The 19,244-nt window shown below is 45.4% G+C and carries 16 protein-coding genes and 1 tRNA gene; 4 read left to right on the top strand and 13 right to left on the bottom strand.

The features are described 5' to 3' along the window. Nucleotides 1–137 precede the first annotated feature (137 nt). The 7 genes from AC5JPO_RS00880 to speB all read right to left on the bottom strand — a co-directional run bounded on the left by AC5JPO_RS00880 (nt 138) and on the right by speB (nt 9,216). Nucleotides 138–1,544 (bottom strand): YjiH family protein, encoded by a 1,407-nt coding sequence (locus AC5JPO_RS00880; RefSeq protein WP_493853037.1) that lies wholly within the window; start codon nt 1,542–1,544, stop codon nt 138–140. After that, nucleotides 1,528–3,318 carry a D-lactate dehydrogenase gene (gene dld, locus AC5JPO_RS00875; protein WP_493853036.1) on the bottom strand — a complete coding sequence of 597 codons (1,791 nt, stop codon included), beginning with the start codon at nt 3,316–3,318 and terminating at the stop codon, nt 1,528–1,530. Before dld ends, AC5JPO_RS00880 begins: the two co-directional genes overlap by 17 nt. Nucleotides 3,319–3,377: 59 nt before the next feature. Continuing rightward, nucleotides 3,378–5,114 carry a 5-guanidino-2-oxopentanoate decarboxylase gene (locus AC5JPO_RS00870; RefSeq protein ID WP_493853035.1) on the bottom strand — a complete coding sequence of 579 codons (1,737 nt, stop codon included), beginning with the start codon at nt 5,112–5,114 and terminating at the stop codon, nt 3,378–3,380. A 122-nt stretch (nt 5,115–5,236) separates the two neighbouring features. Further along, nucleotides 5,237–5,980 carry an MBL fold metallo-hydrolase gene (locus AC5JPO_RS00865; RefSeq protein WP_493853034.1) on the bottom strand — a complete coding sequence of 248 codons (744 nt, stop codon included), beginning with the start codon at nt 5,978–5,980 and terminating at the stop codon, nt 5,237–5,239. Further along, nucleotides 5,977–6,774 carry a carbon-nitrogen hydrolase family protein gene (locus AC5JPO_RS00860; protein WP_493853033.1) on the bottom strand — a complete coding sequence of 266 codons (798 nt, stop codon included), beginning with the start codon at nt 6,772–6,774 and terminating at the stop codon, nt 5,977–5,979. The genes AC5JPO_RS00865 and AC5JPO_RS00860 overlap by 4 nt, the downstream gene beginning before the upstream one ends. Further along, the gene (locus AC5JPO_RS00855) at nt 6,771–8,117 is read right to left on the bottom strand and encodes a purine-cytosine permease family protein (RefSeq protein WP_493853032.1); all 1,347 of its coding nucleotides are present in this window, start codon (nt 8,115–8,117) and stop codon (nt 6,771–6,773) included. Before AC5JPO_RS00855 ends, AC5JPO_RS00860 begins: the two co-directional genes overlap by 4 nt. Before the next feature lie 130 nt (nt 8,118–8,247). Further along, a complete protein-coding gene (gene speB, locus AC5JPO_RS00850; RefSeq protein WP_443526363.1) occupies nt 8,248–9,216 on the bottom strand; it encodes an agmatinase in 969 nt (322 codons plus the stop codon). A gap of 250 nt (nt 9,217–9,466) precedes the next feature. Between speB and AC5JPO_RS00845 the strand changes: the two genes are divergently transcribed. Next, nucleotides 9,467–10,369: a LysR family transcriptional regulator gene (locus AC5JPO_RS00845; RefSeq protein ID WP_493853031.1), complete on the top strand. Its 903-nt coding sequence runs from the start codon at nt 9,467–9,469 to the stop codon at nt 10,367–10,369. Nucleotides 10,370–10,383: 14 nt separating this feature from the next. On the opposite strand, the gene AC5JPO_RS00840 is transcribed toward AC5JPO_RS00845, so the two are convergent. The 3 genes from AC5JPO_RS00840 to AC5JPO_RS00830 all read right to left on the bottom strand — a co-directional run bounded on the left by AC5JPO_RS00840 (nt 10,384) and on the right by AC5JPO_RS00830 (nt 14,577). After that, nucleotides 10,384–12,177: a potassium/proton antiporter gene (locus tag AC5JPO_RS00840; RefSeq protein ID WP_493853030.1), complete on the bottom strand. Its 1,794-nt coding sequence runs from the start codon at nt 12,175–12,177 to the stop codon at nt 10,384–10,386. Between the two features lie 204 nt (nt 12,178–12,381). Beyond that, nucleotides 12,382–12,717: a GlpM family protein gene (locus AC5JPO_RS00835; protein ID WP_319052153.1), complete on the bottom strand. Its 336-nt coding sequence runs from the start codon at nt 12,715–12,717 to the stop codon at nt 12,382–12,384. A gap of 189 nt (nt 12,718–12,906) precedes the next feature. Beyond that, a complete protein-coding gene (locus AC5JPO_RS00830; RefSeq protein ID WP_493842966.1) occupies nt 12,907–14,577 on the bottom strand; it encodes an alpha-keto acid decarboxylase family protein in 1,671 nt (556 codons plus the stop codon). A gap of 259 nt (nt 14,578–14,836) precedes the next feature. Between AC5JPO_RS00830 and AC5JPO_RS00825 the strand changes: the two genes are divergently transcribed. Beyond that, nucleotides 14,837–14,911: transfer RNA gene (locus AC5JPO_RS00825), tRNA-Gly, on the top strand. A gap of 366 nt (nt 14,912–15,277) precedes the next feature. Next, complete coding sequence (locus AC5JPO_RS00820; protein ID WP_493853029.1) at nt 15,278–15,589, top strand: DUF1244 domain-containing protein; 312 nt, start codon at nt 15,278–15,280, stop codon at nt 15,587–15,589. Nucleotides 15,590–15,664: 75 nt separating this feature from the next. Here AC5JPO_RS00820 and AC5JPO_RS00815 read toward each other — a convergent pair whose 3' ends face one another. Beyond that, nucleotides 15,665–16,108: an SRPBCC family protein gene (locus AC5JPO_RS00815; protein WP_443526352.1), complete on the bottom strand. Its 444-nt coding sequence runs from the start codon at nt 16,106–16,108 to the stop codon at nt 15,665–15,667. 69 nt (nt 16,109–16,177) lie between these two features. After that, nucleotides 16,178–17,173: a 23S rRNA pseudouridine(2604) synthase RluF gene (gene rluF, locus AC5JPO_RS00810; protein WP_493853028.1), complete on the bottom strand. Its 996-nt coding sequence runs from the start codon at nt 17,171–17,173 to the stop codon at nt 16,178–16,180. Nucleotides 17,174–17,617: 444 nt separating this feature from the next. Here rluF and AC5JPO_RS00805 point away from each other — a divergent pair, with 444 nt between their 5' ends. Next, nucleotides 17,618–18,418 carry an alpha/beta fold hydrolase gene (locus AC5JPO_RS00805; RefSeq protein ID WP_493853027.1) on the top strand — a complete coding sequence of 267 codons (801 nt, stop codon included), beginning with the start codon at nt 17,618–17,620 and terminating at the stop codon, nt 18,416–18,418. A 115-nt stretch (nt 18,419–18,533) separates the two neighbouring features. On the opposite strand, the gene AC5JPO_RS00800 is transcribed toward AC5JPO_RS00805, so the two are convergent. Next, nucleotides 18,534–19,238, bottom strand: a complete 705-nt coding sequence (locus AC5JPO_RS00800) for a hypothetical protein (protein ID WP_493853026.1) — start codon at nt 19,236–19,238, stop codon at nt 18,534–18,536. Nucleotides 19,239–19,244: the final 6 nt, after the last annotated feature.

Raw genomic sequence — 19,244 nt, 5'->3', positions numbered from 1 at the left:
TTATTTTTCACGGTGTTTACTTTACTGATGGTGGTTATAGGCATCCTATAACTACTGGCGACCTACACACTTATGTCAAAATAGCAGGACCACCAGTTGCCGTATCGTTTAGCCAAACCTCATCGTAACGTATCTGTTTAATACAGTAGATGCGCCACTGAGGTAATCACTACCAAGCTAATAAGCGTACGCAGCATAAAGATAAAAAACAGCTCTAATACGTTGAGTTTGATGTTTGATTTTAAGATAAGCGCACCGACTTCAGACATGTAGATAATCTGAGTGATTGAGGCCGCACCAACGATAAATCTTGTCATCTCACTCTCAATACTCTTGCCAACCAGTGCTGGCAAGTACATATCTGCAAAGCCCATAATCATAGCTGGCGCAGCTTTTGCGGCCTCCGGAATCTGCAACCATTCAAGCAATGGCACAAGTGGGGTCGCGAGCCAATTAAAGACAGGCGTGTACTCTGCTAATCCAAGACCAATGGTGCCGATAGCAAAAATAACAGGAATCAGTCCAAAGTAGATATCGAACAAGTTACCAACGCTGCGTTTGAACACATAACCCAAGCTCGGCATAGAGTGTGCACGCGTGACGGCGCGGTTCACTGCCCATTGATAAGTGGTGTACTGTGCAGGAATACCTTCGTCCAGCATGCTTTTGCCAGCATGATAGGTATCGGGTTTTAGTGATAGTGGCGGTATACGCGGCATAATGATTGCAGCGATAAAACCAGTCAGCGCAATGGTTAGATAAAAGTAGACAAAGTTATTGTCCACGCCGATGGTTTTGGCAACAACATAGGTAAAGGCGATAGAGGTCACTGAAAAGGTAGTGGCGATGATGGCTGCTTCACGCTGGCTATAAAAGCTCTTATCATACTGCTGCATGGTGACCAGCAAACCAATAGACGCCGCTCCAAACCAAGAAGACATGGCATCAACAGCTGAGCGACCCGGCAATTTAAACAGCTTTATAAAAATCTTACTGGCTAAGGTGCCCAAAAACTCCATCAAGCCAAAGTCAGTCAAAAATGGCAGTGATAAAATGGCAAAGAAAAATAACGGAATGAGGATAGGAATCAAATCTTCAAAAATGACGCCGCCGGTATTACGATTGATAATAAATTCAGGGCCAACCTGTAGATAAATCATCCACACAAATAGCATTCCCAAAAATCGGGTGGTCAGCCAAAACCAATCAACATCAAAAAGGTTTTTTATCAGTGAGTCTTCAGGTAAATTGGGTTTTAGCACCTTGACTGCCAGCGCGCCCAGCGCAGAAATGGTCACAATTGCTATGGCAATATAAACCACAAACCCGCCTAATACTGCTTGCAACGTATCGGTCAACACGCCCAACAAAATCGTGACCTTACCATCCCACTCAAACGGTATGATAAACAGAGCGATACCCAATGCTGAGAACAATAGAAACTTCCACATTGCTGCACGCCACTGCCCTGCCTGCGGCGTTTCTGGGTCGACAGTATTGTTCCCTAAAATCGGCTGCTGAGATTTATCAATAGCATTCGTCATTTAACTTCTCCTTAATGGGCGATGATCGCCAGTTTTTCCATTTTTCTGTCTGACCGATACCTGGATTTAACGAGTTGGTTGGATCCAGTTTTTTATAAAAGTGCTGTAACTCAGCCTTGGCGGGATACATGTGCCCGACATTATGTTCAGCAGGATATTCAATATGACGCTGGTCATAAAATGCTAAGAGCTCTTCCTTGAACTGCTTGGCATTAGTAGTTGGGTGTAACAAGTAATCTTGATGCAGGACATGACAAAAAAAATGTCCCAAATAAAAGGTTTTGCTGACTTGTTCTTGCAGATGCTTGGGTAACACTTCATCCCAATCTACAGCGTTTCTTGGCAAGGCGATGTCAGTCGATAGCAGCTCACCAAATTCAGTGTGGTTGAGATTGTGGTAACGGAACATAGCAGCTGTAGCAGCACTGCGAAAAACCAATAGCGCTTGTGATTCAGTCTCTGTACACGTATGTAATGTGCCTTGATACTGCTGCATATGGTGTTGCAAAAACGTTTGCGCAGCGGCAATGTCATCGTCATTACTGTTGCTACGACTACCATCAATGCCATTTGACACCTTAATAATCAGATGGTACTGATATGAGCGCGCCTGCGTACTCAGCGAGATAGGTAATGATGGCGGCATAACCCTAGAGATCAGTTGCAATATCCGATCAGGCAACGTCTTTGGTAGATGCCACTTGTCCAGATAATAGCCTATGGTTGCTTGCAGCCGATACAGCAATCCTATCTTGCTAGCAGGTAGTTTGCGCATACTCAGACAAGTGTCACGACCATAATCCAACGTAATCTCGTTGTAGTCTTTGTGCATATATTCTGCTAAGACAGGCAGTGCCAGCTCGCTTTTTAACCACTGCTGCCTGAGTGCCGTTAAAGTATCTGCATCATCGGACGAAATATAAAACGTTTGCTCTTGCTTGGGTTTGGCAAATGTCGCCACTCTAACCGCAAATACGATCACCTTGCCCGCTGAGCCAGATGCTTCATACAGACCGCTAGCATCATTATTAAATCTAGCCGGAGTATCGGCATCGCAATCACGTACTTTGTGTTGATAGTGCTGGTTGCAGGCTTTACTGCTCGTACTGTCTAACTGTTTTTGGAACCTGCCTGTTTGCAAGTTCTCAAGTATCTCTTCTGGATGCGTCCCCAGATTCAGCCCTAAATGATTGATCAGCTCAAACGCGCCTTGGGCATTGCGTCTGGCAAATAACGCCATCTCAGTATAGGCAGGGCCACGCTGCACCAGCATACCGCCTGAGCTATTGCAGATACCGCCTATCACCGATGCGCCCACACAACTAGAGCCCAGTACAGAGTGTGGCTCACGCCCTAACGGCGAAAGCGTAGTCTCTAACTGCTGCAAAGTGGCAGCTGGCAGAGCAACCAGCTCTGCTGCATCATTGAGCAAGTGCACGCCGCCCAATAACTGCATAGATATCACGACTAGTGGTCGATCATACTTACCGTTCGGTGTTGAGCCACCGGTCAATCCTGTATTGGCCGCTTGCGCGATGATAACTACGTCCGCAGCGGCACAGATATTAATAGCGCGCCATAGTGCCACAAGTGAGGGCGGTGTCACAACGGCCACGGTAACATCCGTCACTGCCTTAATCGCCCCTTGTACATAGGGTTGTTGCTGGCTACGGCTGGTCAACACATTGCTCACGCCAACCACAGCCGTCAAATCTGCTAACAAGCGCGGTATTCGCTTCTGTCTATTTTCCGACAAGTTGTTGGCATTTGGCATTATTGACGTACTTCCTTGAACAATCAGTTTTATTATTAGTAGCGCTAATATTGATAGCGTTAGCTAAAATAAGTGACAGTTTTCCCCATTTCTTTTAAAAACTCATCCGCTTCATCAATCTCATAGATGATTGGCTGCTTGCCTTTGATGTCTGATTGCAACGACTCTAGCAGCTGTTGCTTATCGGTAATTCTGCGATAACCAGCGCCAAACCCTGCGGCTAGTGGCTCAAAGTTTGGTGTTTTAATATTGACGCCGATCAGTGGCAAACCGCCCTCTTCCATATAACGGCGAATCTCGCCATAACCTTGGTTGTTCCATAGCAGTACAATCAATGGCAGTTCAAGCTCGGCTGCACAAATAAGTTCCGCAATGGTAAATTGAATCCCACCATCTCCGATTAAGCTAACAACAGGTAGGTTTGAACCAATCATGGCACCGATCGCTGCAGGCAAGCCATAACCCAGCGTGCCAAAGCCCGTTGAGGAGTTAAACCATTTGCGCGGTGCCAATGCTTCAAAACCAAGGTTGCCACTATAGACAGGCTGGGTTGAGTCGCCCACAAAAATCACGCCTTCCACCTCATCCCGAATCAGTTTTAGCAAGGCGTTTTGACCGGCAAAATCTGGGGTTGTCTCTTCTATGAGCGCTTGTTTTGCAGCATTCACTCGTGACAATGCCTGATGGTCGAATACCTGCCCGTTTGATATCTGAGTTTCTAAACGATTGCATAGACCATTGACAGCCATCTGTGCGTCAGACAATACCGCGATATCCGCTATAAATGGACGCTGCAATTGCTCAGCATCGCAGTCGATACGCACTAATGTGCCATTGATCTTGAACTCACCTTTAAAGAACACATCGTAATCAGTCTCGCCAAGCTCAGTACCAATGGCGAGCACCCAATCTGCCTCTGTAATCACCGCTCGACCCGCGTCTAATGACTGGTTACTGCCTAGACTTAACGGATGGCTAGGTGGCAGTAATCCTTTAGCATTGATGGTCAAAAACGTAGGCACATCGATCAGCTCTGCCAGTCTTTGCGCATCGTGATCGACATCGACACAGCCACCGCCATAAAGCAATACTGGTTTTTTTGCGGTTTTTAATGACTCGATAATCAGATCTAACTGCGCAGGGTTTGGCAGTGGTCTCATCACTTGTGGTAGGGTCAAGCTGTTCTTGTCAGCTTGGCTATCAGCTACACCCTTTAGACTAGGCGGTTTGGCAACATGGCTGGCATCAGCGGTAATAACATCAATAGGCAGCTGAATATGGACTGGTCCTGGACGTGCGCCATTAAATAATGCAAACGCTTCGGCGATAACTTTGGGCAATGTCTCAGGCTGCCAAATGGTTTTGCTCGTGAGTGCTACCTTACTGACCATACCTTGCTGGTCATGCAACTCATGCAAATGCCCTTCCCCGCTTCCCGTGTCTTTTACCTTATTGACGCTAGAGATAACCAGCATCGGTATAGAGTCAGCCAGTGCTTGCGCCATCGCTGTCATGATATTGGTCATGCCAGGGCCTGTGATGATAAAACACACACCAATCTTGCCTGAGGCACGGTAATAACCATCTGCCATGAACCCAGCACCCTGCTCGTGACGCGGGGTTATATGACGAATATTGGTACTCGGTAGACCGCGATATAGCTCTACCGTATGCACGCCCGGTATGCCAAACACCGTCTCTACCCCATAATATTCTAGCCACTGGACGAGCAACTCACCGCAAGTAAGAGACGGGATTTTGGGTGATACAGGAGGCGTTTGTGTCAATTGGGTCATGAGTCAGTCATCCTAAAAATTTAATAAGTATTAAGTTAGATGTTTTATTGGAAATAGCTTTTTATTTAGCGTCGTTATTTTTTAGTAGCTATTTATTTAGAGTGATAATTAAATGCGCTCAATCACAAATCATGATGGCGTAACCAATCATCAATCATCACATGCAGACGCTTGCCTGAAAAACTGGGGAAATGACCGCCATGAACGACACGCACAGGCAGAGCATTGAGGCGGCGCATACTCTTGGCATAGTCAGTCATGTCACTGTGCCATGTATCTTCGATCAATGGACCATCATAGATAAGATCACCTGAGATCAGCGTTTCGCTAGCCCCTTCCCACAAGGCGATACCGCCTGGTGAATGACCAGGCGTATGAATCACCTCAAATTGACGATTGCCCAAGTCGATCATGTCGCCATCTTCTAATGGCATAATTTTGGCGGGTGCTGCGATTTTGTAGCCGCAATGAGCGTAAGGCTCGGGCGGCAACGCGTCAAACATCTCGTCATTGACGAACATATCTGCCAACGTACGGGCATTGTCTGGCTCAGCGAGAATATGGGCTTCAGCAGAATGGACGTGACAGCAGTCAAATTCGCTGGCAGCGCCGATATGATCAAAATGCGTATGACTGGCAACGCCCACGATATCGCGATCACTGAGCAAAGCGACATGGCGACGCAGCGGTACTGCCCCTAATCCAAAATCGACTAACAAATCGCGCTGGCTGCCGCGCACGTGCCACAGATTGCAGCGAAAAAACGGCTTAATCCACGGCTCATCGATGAGCGTGACACCATCGCTATGCGCGGTGGTGCGATACCAGTTCTCTGGTTTGATACGCGCTAGTGATTGTTTACTCATAAGTCAGCTCCATTAGAAATATCCAAGCGGCTGAGATTTAAGTCACTGAGATAGTTTTGGTGCGTACGGCTTTCATCAATACGGGCGAAATCGATATCGACGATCATCGTACCAGCCGTTAGGCCAAGTCTGCCGAGCACCTCACCATCGGGACCGGCGACAATGCTATTTCCACAATAATGAAGGTTTTCTTCTATGCCCGAGCGGTTGATACAAGCGACAAAGCATTGATTATCCATGGCGCGAGCGCGCACTTGAAGCACCTGACGTTCTGCATTTGGCAGCATATTGGCTGTCGGTGATAGGATGATCTGCGCGCCTGCTTGCACAAGCTCTCTAGCTACTTCTGGGAATTCGTTGTCATAGCAAATCATCAAGCCTAATTTGCCAAAACGCGTATCGACCACACAGGGATTTTTACCTGCTGTAAAAAACTCGTGTTCGCGATCCCACAGGTAGCGCTTGTCATAAGTGGCAAGGCGCTGTCCGTTGTCGTCTATTAGAACGGCAACATTACTCAGCCCACCACTATTTCGCCGCTCAGCGAGACCAAATAACACATGTAAGTTGTACTGATTAGCAAGTCTCGCCACCTCAGTGACAATTGGCCCATCGATCGCTTCCGCTAAATCATCAAGACGCTCAAAGATGTTGTAGCCTGTAAATGCAAGCTCTGGCAGTGCGAGCAGAACTACTTTTGCTTCTGCAGCTAGGCGGCAAAGCGACTCTAGTGCGCCTAGGTTAGCGACTGGTTCAGACCATAAGGGATTGGTTTGAGCAATCATCAGTTTCATAATGATGGCTCCTCGTTAGCGGAAATACTGGCATCATTCGGACGGGTAAACACCGTCGCGCCTAACCAGTAGAGTCCACCTGTAATAATAAAGACGGGTAACGATGCACCAAACGACGGCGGAGCAATCAATGTCCAATAAGCCGCTAGAGCCGCACCTATCACATAAGCTGCAATCGCAATCTTTGCAGTAGGACGTCCCAACTGATGAGTCGCATCAAGCAGTTTTGCCGTATAGCCTTCTCTACTAACAAGGTAATAATCGACAATCATAACGGAGAATGCGGGAATAAATAGCGCGCCTACGATCAGTAGAAAGTTTTGGAATTGATCCAAAATACCCGGAATCAGTGCGCCAAAAATGGTGACCAAGCCAATGATAAGGGCAGGTTTCCAAAAGCTCATATTAGGCTTGATATTCATGCAGGATAATGTGGCGCTATAGACAGCCATAACATTGGTGGTCATGACCGAGAAGAAAATAACCAGTGCGGCTGGCAAACCAAAACCAAAATCAGCAAGCAAACGCGTTGGATCATAAGTCTGCTCCATACCATACATGATAGACAGACCTGAGATGGTCGCGCCCAACCCCATGGCAACGATGGCTGCCACAATGTAACCAAAATATGTACCCCATATGGCTACTTTTGGGGACTTACAATTACGATTGTAATCAGCGGCAGACGACATCCACGAAAAAGCAGTAGCAATGACAATATCAAAGGCGATTCCTAAGGTAATGCCATTACGCGACTCAACAGGCATCTCAAACAGTCTTGAAACATCGTAATGTTGGTTTAACTGATAGAGCACTATAACGGTAAGCGCCGCCATTGCCAATGCGGCCCAGCGTTCAACCAGCTCAATGCCGAGGTGACCTCTCAGCACGATGAGCACCACCACGGTCTCGCACAAAATCACAAACAGTGGCAAGTTACTATAACCTGTGGTGGCCTCAACCGCGTAATCAAGACTCATGCCAGCCAATAGCGCCTGAATACAGCTCCACGCAATCAGTACACCCATATTTACTAACGAGATCAATTGACTACCAACGGGGCCATAAGCACGGCGCGTCAACGCCATCGATGGCAGTCCGGTACGCTGCCCCATTAGACCGACCAACAGCAGCGGAATCGCCCCAATCAATGAACCAATGAGCACGGTGGTGATAGCCGTCGTGAACTGTAAATCAGGTACGAGTAACATGCCCGTCAAAATGGTCGTGACCACAATATTGGCACCAAACCATAACGCAAACGTACCAATCGAGCCTAGACTTTGTCCAGCCTCATTTGGAGAGAGTGTGTCTTGACCAAAAAACGAAGCGGATTTACTCATTGGGGTCTTCCTTAACCAAATTGCATTCATACCAGCGGCTCAAAAACGCTGATAACCATGTCCTTATCTACTCACATACCCTATTCGGATAGCTGCTTTATCTGCAGCTCTAACTAATAAGCGGCTGCTCTTAGTAGACGGCTTTGACCTTATCGTCATAGCGTACGCCTGGTAAGATACATAGCATCTCAAATAGCAGATTTGCCGCCAGTACAGAGGTGTTGCCAAATGGATCATATGGTGGTGATACTTCGACCAAGTCACCACCGACCACATCAAGACCGCGCATCCCGCGAATGATTTCGATACCTTGCGTGGAGGTCAAACCACCAATCTCAGCAGTACCCGTACCAGGCGCAAACGCAGGGTCAATCCCATCAATATCAAAACTTAAATAAACAGGACCATCGCCGAGCTTTTCGCGTACTTCTGCCATGAGCGGTGCAAGCGACTTATACCAGCATTCCTCAGCAGGCACGACGCGAAAGCCTTGCTGGGTCGACCAGTCAAACTCTTCGGCGCTATAACCTGTACCGCGCAGACCAATCTGTACCACACGGTTGCCATCGATTAGGTTTTCTTCCACAGCGCGGCGGAACGGTGTGCCATGAGCGATTTTTTCGCCGAACATGTCGTCGTTGATATCAGCATGGGCATCGATATGCACCATACCGACAGGGCCATGTTTTTTGGCGAGTGCACGCAGGATAGGTAGTGCGATGGTATGATCGCCGCCTAGCGTGAGCGGAATGGCACCATGCTTAACGATTTTTTCTGAATAGAATTTTTCGATGATATCAACGCTTTTTAGCAGGTTGAATGTATTGATAGGAACATCGCCGATATCAGCCACTTGTAGTGACTCGAAGGGAGCCGCACGCGTGGCGACGTTATAAGGGCGAATCATTCTTGACTCATCACGAATCTGTCTAGGGCCCAATCTAGCGCCGCTACGGTTGGAGGCACCAATGTCTAGAGGCACACCAACGAATGCCACATCTAAGCCTTCAGCATCAGCCTGAGTTGGCAGACGCATCATAGAAGCAAAGCCGCCAAATCTTGGCATGTCGTTGCCGCTTAATGGTTGATTGAATGTCATAAGTTACTTCCTTGTCCGTTTTGTTTATATACACAATTTGCTACATACGATTGACAATACATAAATATAAGGGAAGGAACCATGGTAAAATTTAGAAGTAAACTTTTGGTTTTTCGTAGTAAAGTGTCTTTATTGGTTATTACCAGAAGTGTAGAAGCAATAATACTGATCAGATACCAGCGGCTAAAAAGATACATCGTCGAGGCAGGACAACGTTAAGACAGTACGTCATTGAAAAAAGGAATCGATTTTGATATTAGATGAGCTGATAAAAATAGACATCAAAACACTACGTAGCTTTATGGCTATCGTGGAGTGCCAAGGCGTCACTGCCGCTCAGTCACGTTTGAGTGTCACAACCTCGGTGATCAGTGGTCATCTCACTCATTTAGAAGATCGTTTGGGCATGACATTATGTCACCGTGGTCGAGCAGGGTTTAAGCTAACGGAGGACGGTGCGGCGGTCTATGAGGCATGTTTGGGTTTTACCGAATCAGTCGCAAGTTTTCAGCATCAGCTGCATTACATTAAGCAATTAGACTCAGTACACGGGGGCCATATCAGGCTGTGCTTGATTGATCAGATGCCCAAGTTTTTTTATGACGCGCTTAGACAGCGTCTTGCCAGCAGCTACCGTGATAACCCACTGATTCACTTTTCTATCGACGTACAAAGTCCTGAGAGCATGTTAGAAAAGCTCGTAAGTAACGAGAGCGATATCGGTGTGGGTTATTTTGGCAGCTTTCCACCGTTACTGACATTTAAACCGGCATTTGTTGAAAAGCAAGTGGTCTGCTGCGGACGCGAGCATAGGCTTTTTTATAACTCAGATGATTTGACACTTGAGGATTTAGAGCAAAATTATCCATGGATAAAAAGAGGCTATGTGGTTGAACATCATATTAATCACATCCGACCCAAAACCTTGAGCGCCACCACTTACCATATGGAGGCGACGGCGCAGCTTATCCTTGCAGGCCATCATGTTGGCTACTTACCACGTGATCTGGCGAGGCGTTATGAGGGTATGGGGCTGATGAAGATACTACTACCCAATGAGGCAAGCTATGACGTCGAGCATCACTGGGCATACCGGGAAAACCAGCCCAAGCAAGCGGCTGATTTTTTAAACAAGATGATGAACTTGCTATAAAAATAGAGTAATTATTATATTTCTGCAGTAGACGGTTGTTGATGCTTTAGACCGATGCTTCTTAGCTTGCCTTTATCACCCACTTCTTTGATAACCAACGACCATTCGTCATTTACCACGATGGTATCGCCTGAGACTGGTGCGGTACCTAAGTGTGATGTGACATACTCATCGACCGTCTGCTCCCACATGTCATCTTGGCTATTGTTATCCGTCTTTTTCAGCTTTTTTACTAACGTATCAGACGCCATTACTTCTGCAAAAAACGGTAAGTCCCCGAGTTTGACGCTGGGTGACAGCAACCAATCGCCATAAAAATCGTCGATAGCCTTACGATCTAGTGTCGTATCATTAAAAATTTTGGCGATTTTGCTCGCGTGATTGCCGCGCATAGCATACCAGACGCTATCGCCAAATCTTAGCTTTGTGTTTTCGTCCACCACAACAATTTGCTGTCCCCGCACCAGTGCAAAGATGCTGATCTCATCGGGGTTGATGCTTCTAGATATTCCCATAGGATGACGACCAATGGCAAATGCGCCTGATTGCGCTTCAAACTCGTATAAAGTAATACTCGCCTTATCTGATACCCAGACCTCGTGTTCCTCTTTCGGGTCTTTATTGGTCGGAATACGTACCTTAAACAAATTTGCCATAGTAGGAATGGTCGTGCCTTGTAATATGAGCGACAACACCACAACCCCAAACGCAATATCAAACAGCATAAAGGCATTATCTATACCCGCCATAACAGGCAAAATAGCAAGGGTAATAGGTACCGCACCGCGCAAACCAACCCAAGAGATAAACCCAATCTCGCGGTCTTTAAACTTGAATGGCTTCACACTCGTATAGACCGCGATAGGACGGGCAACAAATATCATAAAGACCGCTATCGCCACTGAATAATGCCAGACATTAAGGACGTTTGATGGCGTGACCAATAGTCCCAATACCACAAATAATACCGCTTGTGATAGCCAAGCAAAGCTGTCCATCACGCGCATCACATGCTCGGTTGAGCGTACCTTGTGATTGCCTATTAGCACCCCTGTCAGATACACTGCCAAAAACCCACTACCGCCAATCAAGTTGGTCGCGGCAAACACTGCCAAGCCTGCTGATAGTATCAAAATGGCATACATACCCTCTGCCAGATGTATCTTGGGCAACAGCCGAGATAGCAGATAACCAAAAATCAAGCCCATCCCTAACCCAAAGCCCAGCTGCTCCAACAGTAAAACTAAAAAACCAAAGACCGTTTGCCCAGCGGGATCAACGTTCAAGGCAATCAAACCTGTCACCAATAAAATAGCCAAGGGATCGTTGGCACCAGACTCTAGCTCAAGCGTGGCTTGGACACGATCGTTGAGCTTGACGCCGCCGTTACGCAATAGAGAGAATACCGCTGCCGCATCGGTCGAGCCCACAATCGCCGCCATCAATAGACCAAAACGCCAATCGACATCGAGTAGCCATGTGACAAACACTCCGAGCACCAGCACGGTGATCAGCACGCCCCATGTCGCTAAGGTAATCGCAGGTTTTAGACCGACCCGAAATGATTTAAAGGACGTACGCAAACCACCGTCTAATAGAATACAGGCGAGCGCTGCTTGACCCACAAAGTTGGCAATCCCATATTGAGAAAACTCAATACCCAAGATACCCTGCTCACCTGCCAGCATACCGACGATCAAAAATAGTAGTAGCAGTGGCACACCTAAGCGTGCCGACAATGTGCTCGCCATGATACTGGCAAAGATTAGCACTGACCCTACAAGGTATAGGATATTTAAGGTATCCATTTTTGAAGCCCTATTTTTATCGTTGTTATATTAGTATGTGGTGCAGCATAATAGTAATCGATTGCCAAAATATTTGCGTTATTCCACTGTGAGCAAACATCACGCCAGACAGCCTCAGATCATAAATCTTTTGCTTGCCTATCTACACTTCTTCTATCTTATCGAGCACCCCTATTCTCACAGAGTGCTCTCTATCATAAAACTTTACGTCTGAATATACTGCCATGCTAATACCAAAATTGCCGCTGCAATCAGCCAAGCGACGACGCCTAATAGAAGTGCTTTATACAGTCCGATATAACTGATGCTAAAAAATACGGCAAAGGTATAAATCAGGTGCGGTATGACCCCCAGCATACTAAATATCAACGCGACCTTTAAATCTGCGGGACTACGCTCAGTACCAACAATAAAGTGACTGATCAATGTAAAGGTAGGAAACAGCGGCGCAAGTGCAGCCAAATAAAAGAACCGAGTTTGTGCAAATAATTGAATAGCCAGTACCATCAACGCGCCAATAAGCATTTTTAACCAAATCACGACGGGGTTATCTCCTATTGAATATAAAGGCTAAACATAGCCCAATCAGCCATGATACTAGAGTCTACGAATTGAAATAAGAGGCATCGCTGATTAATTGACTAGGGTGATAAAAAAACGCAAAAACCCCATTTAGCGACGTTGCTAAATGGGGTTTTCGCTTTTATTAAGTAAGCTTTTACAAGTTACTTAATCCTTCTTTGGTTTTAGTGCGGCGCTAATATCGGCTAGCAATGGCGGAATATCATGCTTATCAGCGATGACTTCTATCATTACGAGCTTATCGGTAGTCGCGGCAGCTTTGTTTAAAGCCGCTTTTAGCTCGCCTGCTGTTTCTGCTTTGAGCAATACACTATTCGCTTCGGTTGCACCAAACGCTTTTGGCATGATCTGCCAATCGCATTTAGGAATATCGTTGTAGTATTGGTTCTCGCCATGGATGGCGCGCTCCACCGTATAACCATCGTTATTGATTAGGACGATGACTGGATTGATACGCTCTTGAATCATAACCGCCAGTTCTTGGATAGTAAGTAGTGCTGAACCATCACCAATCAATAAAACACTGCGCTTATCTGGCGAGGCAACCGCTGCACCTAAGCTGGCTGGCAACGTATAGCCGATCGACCCCCACATTGGCTGCCCATATGACGTCACGCCCTCTGGCAGACGCACATCACTGATACCAAAGTATGCTGTTCCTTGCTCAGAGAACACTAGGTTATTACGATCTAAGCAGTCAGCAATGATATGCCATAGGTCGTCTTGGCGAATCGCCTCATTATCCCCGCCTTTTTGTTCATGCGGCTTAACTGGCTCACAGAATGGTTTTGGTACGATATTAATGCCAGAGGTCATGACTTCATGCAAGGCCTGTAACGCATCTTGCAAGGCAATCGGTGCAAAGTTCTTTCCACTGATAGAAGCACGCTCATAATGCAAGTCGACTACTATACTCTCGTCAATATCTTGGCTAAATCCTGCGGTAGTGGTGTCCGTATATTGCACCCCTACTTTTATGAGACATTCGCAGTTTTCTACCGCATCTTTGACGATAGGACGTGAGGCAACACCTGCATAAGTCCCAGCCCAGCGATCGCTGTTTTCATCAAGTAAGGTCTTACCCCAAGACAGCGTGGTATAAGGAATATCGGTGTCAGCGATTAACGCTTTGAGCTGTGGCTGTAAGCCCAAACGATGCACCATCAGATCTGCCATTAGTGTGGTGGTCTTATTTGGCAAAAATTCTGTTAGCGCTTGCTTGAAGTCCGATAATGCCGCTTGACTGGTGATATCTTCTTGACTATCGATCAGCTTGGTCGTTGGTGGATAGATAGGCTGACGCGCGACGTCTGGTGAAAGCAGTAGGTAACCTGGACGATGCTTTTTGAGAATCAAGCGAATGACTCTATCAATTTCTGAGGCGGCATTTTCAGGGGTAATCTGCGCTCGTGCTACCGTCACAGGCTCGACCATCTTAATAAAATGATTGAATACGCCATCGCCCAGCGAATGATGAATACGGCGCTTTGAATCTTGCAAAGCGGTGCTTGGTGCCCCTACGATATGCAATACAGGCGCGTACTCGGCAAAAGAACCTGCCGTCGCATTAATAGCGGATAATTCCCCTACGCCAAAGGTCGTTACCATAGCGGCAAACCCACGCTCGCGTGCATAGCCGTCGGCCGCATAGCCTGCATTTAGCTCATTGGTGTTACCTACCCAGCGTAGCTTATCAGAGGCAAGTACATTGTCCAAAAAAGTTAAGTTAAAATCACCTGGTACGCCGAATATCTCAGAAGCACCTGCTTCTGCAACACGATCAAACAAATAATCAGCGATGGTATACTGTTGACTCATTTTTTATCCCTATGACTTATCTTTATAAGTATTGATAACTGTGAATGTAATTAAAGCGAAAGTATAAAATGCGTTCCAGCTTATTTATATATGCAAAGCTTTTGGAATACATATTATAATAAACCGTTATAACATACATTTGTGGGCAGAGGACATGCCTATTTTAATAACTTTAATTTTTTTCGTCATAGGTGTTGACACCCAAAAAAAACTGCGTATAATACGCCTTCATCAACTGACGATAGTCAATTGATAATTAGCGGGAATAGCTCAGTGGTAGAGCATAACCTTGCCAAGGTTGGGGTCGAGAGTTCGAATCTCTTTTCCCGCTCCAAATATGGCTTGAAAGAGCACTAAAAGCCTCATTTCTTACATAAGAAATGAGGCTTTTTTTTGTCTAATTTTCGGGGTTTGTAGCGATTTTTAGTATGGACTAAACAATCCAGTTGCTACGCAAATAGAGCTACTAAAGAAAATCACCGTGAACAGAACGTAACCATTTCAAGCTAACTTTTTAAAGCGAAAAGCTAATTCCAACTGTCAGAGTTATATTGTAATTAGAAAGCTTTAAGCTGATAAACCGTTACTATGGTTGAGTTTATTTTGCGCGTTTTTGATACACCAACACAGGTTGCGCAATGTTTATATCATTAGTATCATCTAGTTTTAAAATAGCTCAACGACAATTAGGGAAAACCTTATGGCAAAGTTAGAATCAAATATCGAATTAGAAGCTGCGGCATTTCGTCGCTTATTGGCGCATTTGGATGAGCGTAAAGATGTACAAAATATCGAGCTGATGAATCTTGCTGATTTTTGTCGTAATTGCTTGTCTAAATGGTATAAAGCTGCGGGTGAAGAGCGTGGTATTGACATCGACTACGAAGATGCGCGCGAGCTCGTTTATGGTATGCCTTACGCTGAGTGGAAAGAGAAATATCAACAAAAAGCCACGCCAGAGCAGTTAGCGCGCTTTAATGAGATTGAAGCTACCAAGAACAAAACCAATTAAAGCCAACGGGTAGCGGCTCAAATAAAATAGCCACTACCTGTAAGTTACATCAGACGAGCTCATATGACTACTAGATTAGCGGTTTTCTATAGATTTGAGTATGCTACTAAACCCTATGGTTCCTTGTTTTTGCATTTGACGGTCGAATAGACGACCAACTAATGGCAATGGTACTGTCAACCGACCCTCAGATACCCACGTCACGTGTGTAGTGCCATCACCCAAGTCTTTTAGGTCAATGACGCCTTTGTCGTGTCGCATCTTGATAGGTTTAGATTTTTCGATTTGGTATTGCATATGAGTAGGACGCTCAAACGCTGTAATTCGCTCCCAAAACTTAACAGGTCCTGTCTTAATGGTGCGTAAAGCGCCAACGCCATTGCGCTCCTCATCACCTTCAGTGACTAACTTAGCTACTCCTACCGCTTTAAATGATCCATAGCTGGCATGGTCGCTTAAGGCTTCAAAAACGTCATCAATTGGTTTTTTGACAATGCGTTCTACTTTTATTTTAAACATAATAGTGTCTCGTTAAGGTTAGAATTATTTAGCTTACTGGCATTTCAAAATAAGTAAAGCAATCAGATGTTAACGTGAAGAGCGCTTAGCCCCTCGACCTTTTGAGGGACGCTTACCGTTTGTAGTGGGCTTACCATTGCCGCCAGCATTCTTGCCGCGACCAGTGGGACGTCCATCTCTGCCTTTAGACCCTGCGGGCTTTCTGGCATCATCCTTAGCATGTTTGTTGCGCCCTTTTGAAGCGCCCGCCGATTTTGAAGATGGTTTTGACTTGGATGAGGTATCGTTATAAGGCTTTTTTCTTGGCGCTTTACGAGATTTTTTGCCTGAATGATTATCTTGTGACGAAGAGTTCTCTACAGCCTTAAGCAAATCAGTTAACTCCTTTGGCGTGAGGTCTCGCCAATCGCCTACAGGGAGTCCTTTCAGACTGACATTCATAACTCGTGTACGTTCAAGCTTGACGACATCATAACCAAAATGCTCACACATACGGCGAATTTGGCGGTTCAGACCTTGAATGAGTGTGATATTGAATATGTTGGGCGCAACTTTAGTTACGGGGCATTTTTTCGTCATTTTGCCCAGCATCGGCACGCCACCTGCTAGCCCTTCAATAAAGCTGTCCGTTATCGGCTTATTGACCGTGACCAGATATTCTTTTTCGTGATTGTTACCAGCACGCAATACTTTATTGACCAGGTCGCCATTGTTGGTTAAAAAGATCAGTCCTTGAGAGTCTTTGTCCAGTCGACCAATCGGAAAAATACGAACCCCATGTCTGACAAAATCAACAATATTGTTTTTCTCAGAGCTTTCTGTCGTGCTCACGATACCCACGGGCTTATTCAAAGCAATAAATACAAAATCATCAGGCTCTCGTGGCTCAATCAGCTGTCCGTTTACTTTTACGGTATCGCCAGCGACCACTTGATCACCCACCGCCGCACGCCTGCCATTGATGTATACGTTACCTTGTTCCACAAAGCGGTCAGCGTCACGCCGTGAGCAAATACCACTTTCGCTGATATATTTATTTAGACGAGTCGAGGAAGCGTTAAACATAAAGCACCGTTTTACCTGATAAGGAGTATTTTTACTAAAAAAGTCTACATTGAATGGGACGTCTATAACGAGACTGCTGACATTATATAGGAAATCCAGCAACCCTTTGAACAGAGATGGGCAAAAACCTAGAAATATATACAGAGTCGTGTAATCGTAAATAGCAGTAAGGCAACTTATTAATGATAGCGACTCTCAGACAGGCGTATACGGAGTCATTCGTAGTGTACCTTTTATAATGACAATGGTACTGATACAACCCATCAACTTTGATGCTTACTTCAGTAAAAGACTGTCTTACCATTCATCGCTTTCAATGACCAAAGAACTCTGATACAAATAATAAGGTTAAAGGATTAACACAGATATCACACAACGTAGATATGACGCTCTGTTTATTGTGCGTGTTATCAGACTCAATAGTGTTCACACAAGGAAAAGATCATGCCAAATATTAATGTCAACGGAACCACCCTGTTCTATAGCGATGAAGGTCCTAAAAATGCGCCAGTATTGGTACTAAGTCACTCGCTATTTTTTGATCACAAAATGTTTGTTCATCAGATAGAGCAGTTATCTAAAACCATTCGCATTATAAGTTATGACGATCGAGATCAAGGTCAGAGTGCGCGTTCAGAGCTTGTGAGCGTTGATATGGATACCCACACCAACGATGCTATCGCTTTGATTGAGGCGCTTGAGCTAGGACCTTGTTTCTTCGCTGGTAACTCTATGGGCGGATTTATTGCGCTACGTTTAGCCGCTCGTCGCCCAGATTTATTAAAGGGTTGTATTGTACTTGGATCTAGCGGAGAGCTTGAGTACAAACTAGCCGATTTTTCACCTTTGGTAGAAGGATTAAGTGCACAAGGTACTGAACCATTTATCGATACGCTTATGTACATAATGTTTGGGGATGATTACTTGGCAGATGCCTCTCGAGCAAGCGAGCGTGAGTACTGGCGCGAACATATGCTAAAGCTAGAACCAGACATTGCGCGTAGTGCCGATGGCGTTATTCATCGTACAGGTATACTAGATGAGATTGAGGGCTGTCAGGTACCTATGCTGGTATTAGCAGGTGAGCAAGACCATGCGTATGAAGTACCCCTGTCAGAAAATATTGTTAAAAAGGTAGCAGACGGCAAAATGTTTGTCATTCCAAAGGCCGGTCACTCCGTAGCACTTGAGCAGCCAGAAATCGTAAATAAGTTTATTGCCGACTTCATCTCAGCACATTCGTAATGATACGAGAGGCACTTAACCATAGCAATCAAAGGGCGCTTTAGATCTATAATCTAAAGCGCCCTTTTTTGTGGTGTACCAAGTGACTACTCATCTTACAAGATAGTGCTTCACCTTACTCGGCATCATCTAAAAGCCTATTTAACTCATCTACCATGGCATCGTCTATGATACTGTTTTCTACATAGCTGACCATTTCATCTATAGTTGTCAGGTCCATTTCTCGAATACCTAACTCAGCCAGTTGCTTATTGATAGACGCTAAGCTATCGTTGTCTTCAGCATCATCTAATAAGTCTTCTTCGAATCGACCTCTAACGAACCAATACATCTTTTCGAGTACCGTGTCTTTTTTGGTCAATGTAGAATAACCATCGCCGTAGATAAATAGATTGAAATGATAAGGTATCTCTATATCATTAATAAAAAATTTACGCTGACACTCTAACGTGTAGGCTTGGATCTCTTCACCTTCCACACTATCCGCGCTTGTATCGTCTTCGTCGTATTCAATCGCTTCCTCTACCAGTCCGCCCAGCAGTTGATAGTCGCCTACTTTGATTTTGTGATTATAAATAATAGCAGAGTCTGCGATTGCATCGAAAATAATAGCACTAACATCTAACGTATGATTATCAATATCATAAAACGCTTTGAGCGCTGGCAGAAACTCTGTCAGCTTGTCTTCGGGTACTTGAATAAGGAACTGCTGCTCATATATTTTGATCATATCTTCAGGAGCATAGGTATTGGCAGTATCGTTCTCATTTCTACCAGTAGGCTGCAAAGGTAGGAAATTATATGGGTTATTTGTGGTCATTCAGAA

It is taken from the genome of Psychrobacter sp. H25 (assembly GCF_059076335.1).
Note: the sequence above shows the minus strand (reverse complement) of the source record. Positions and strands in the feature narration are given on the sequence as shown.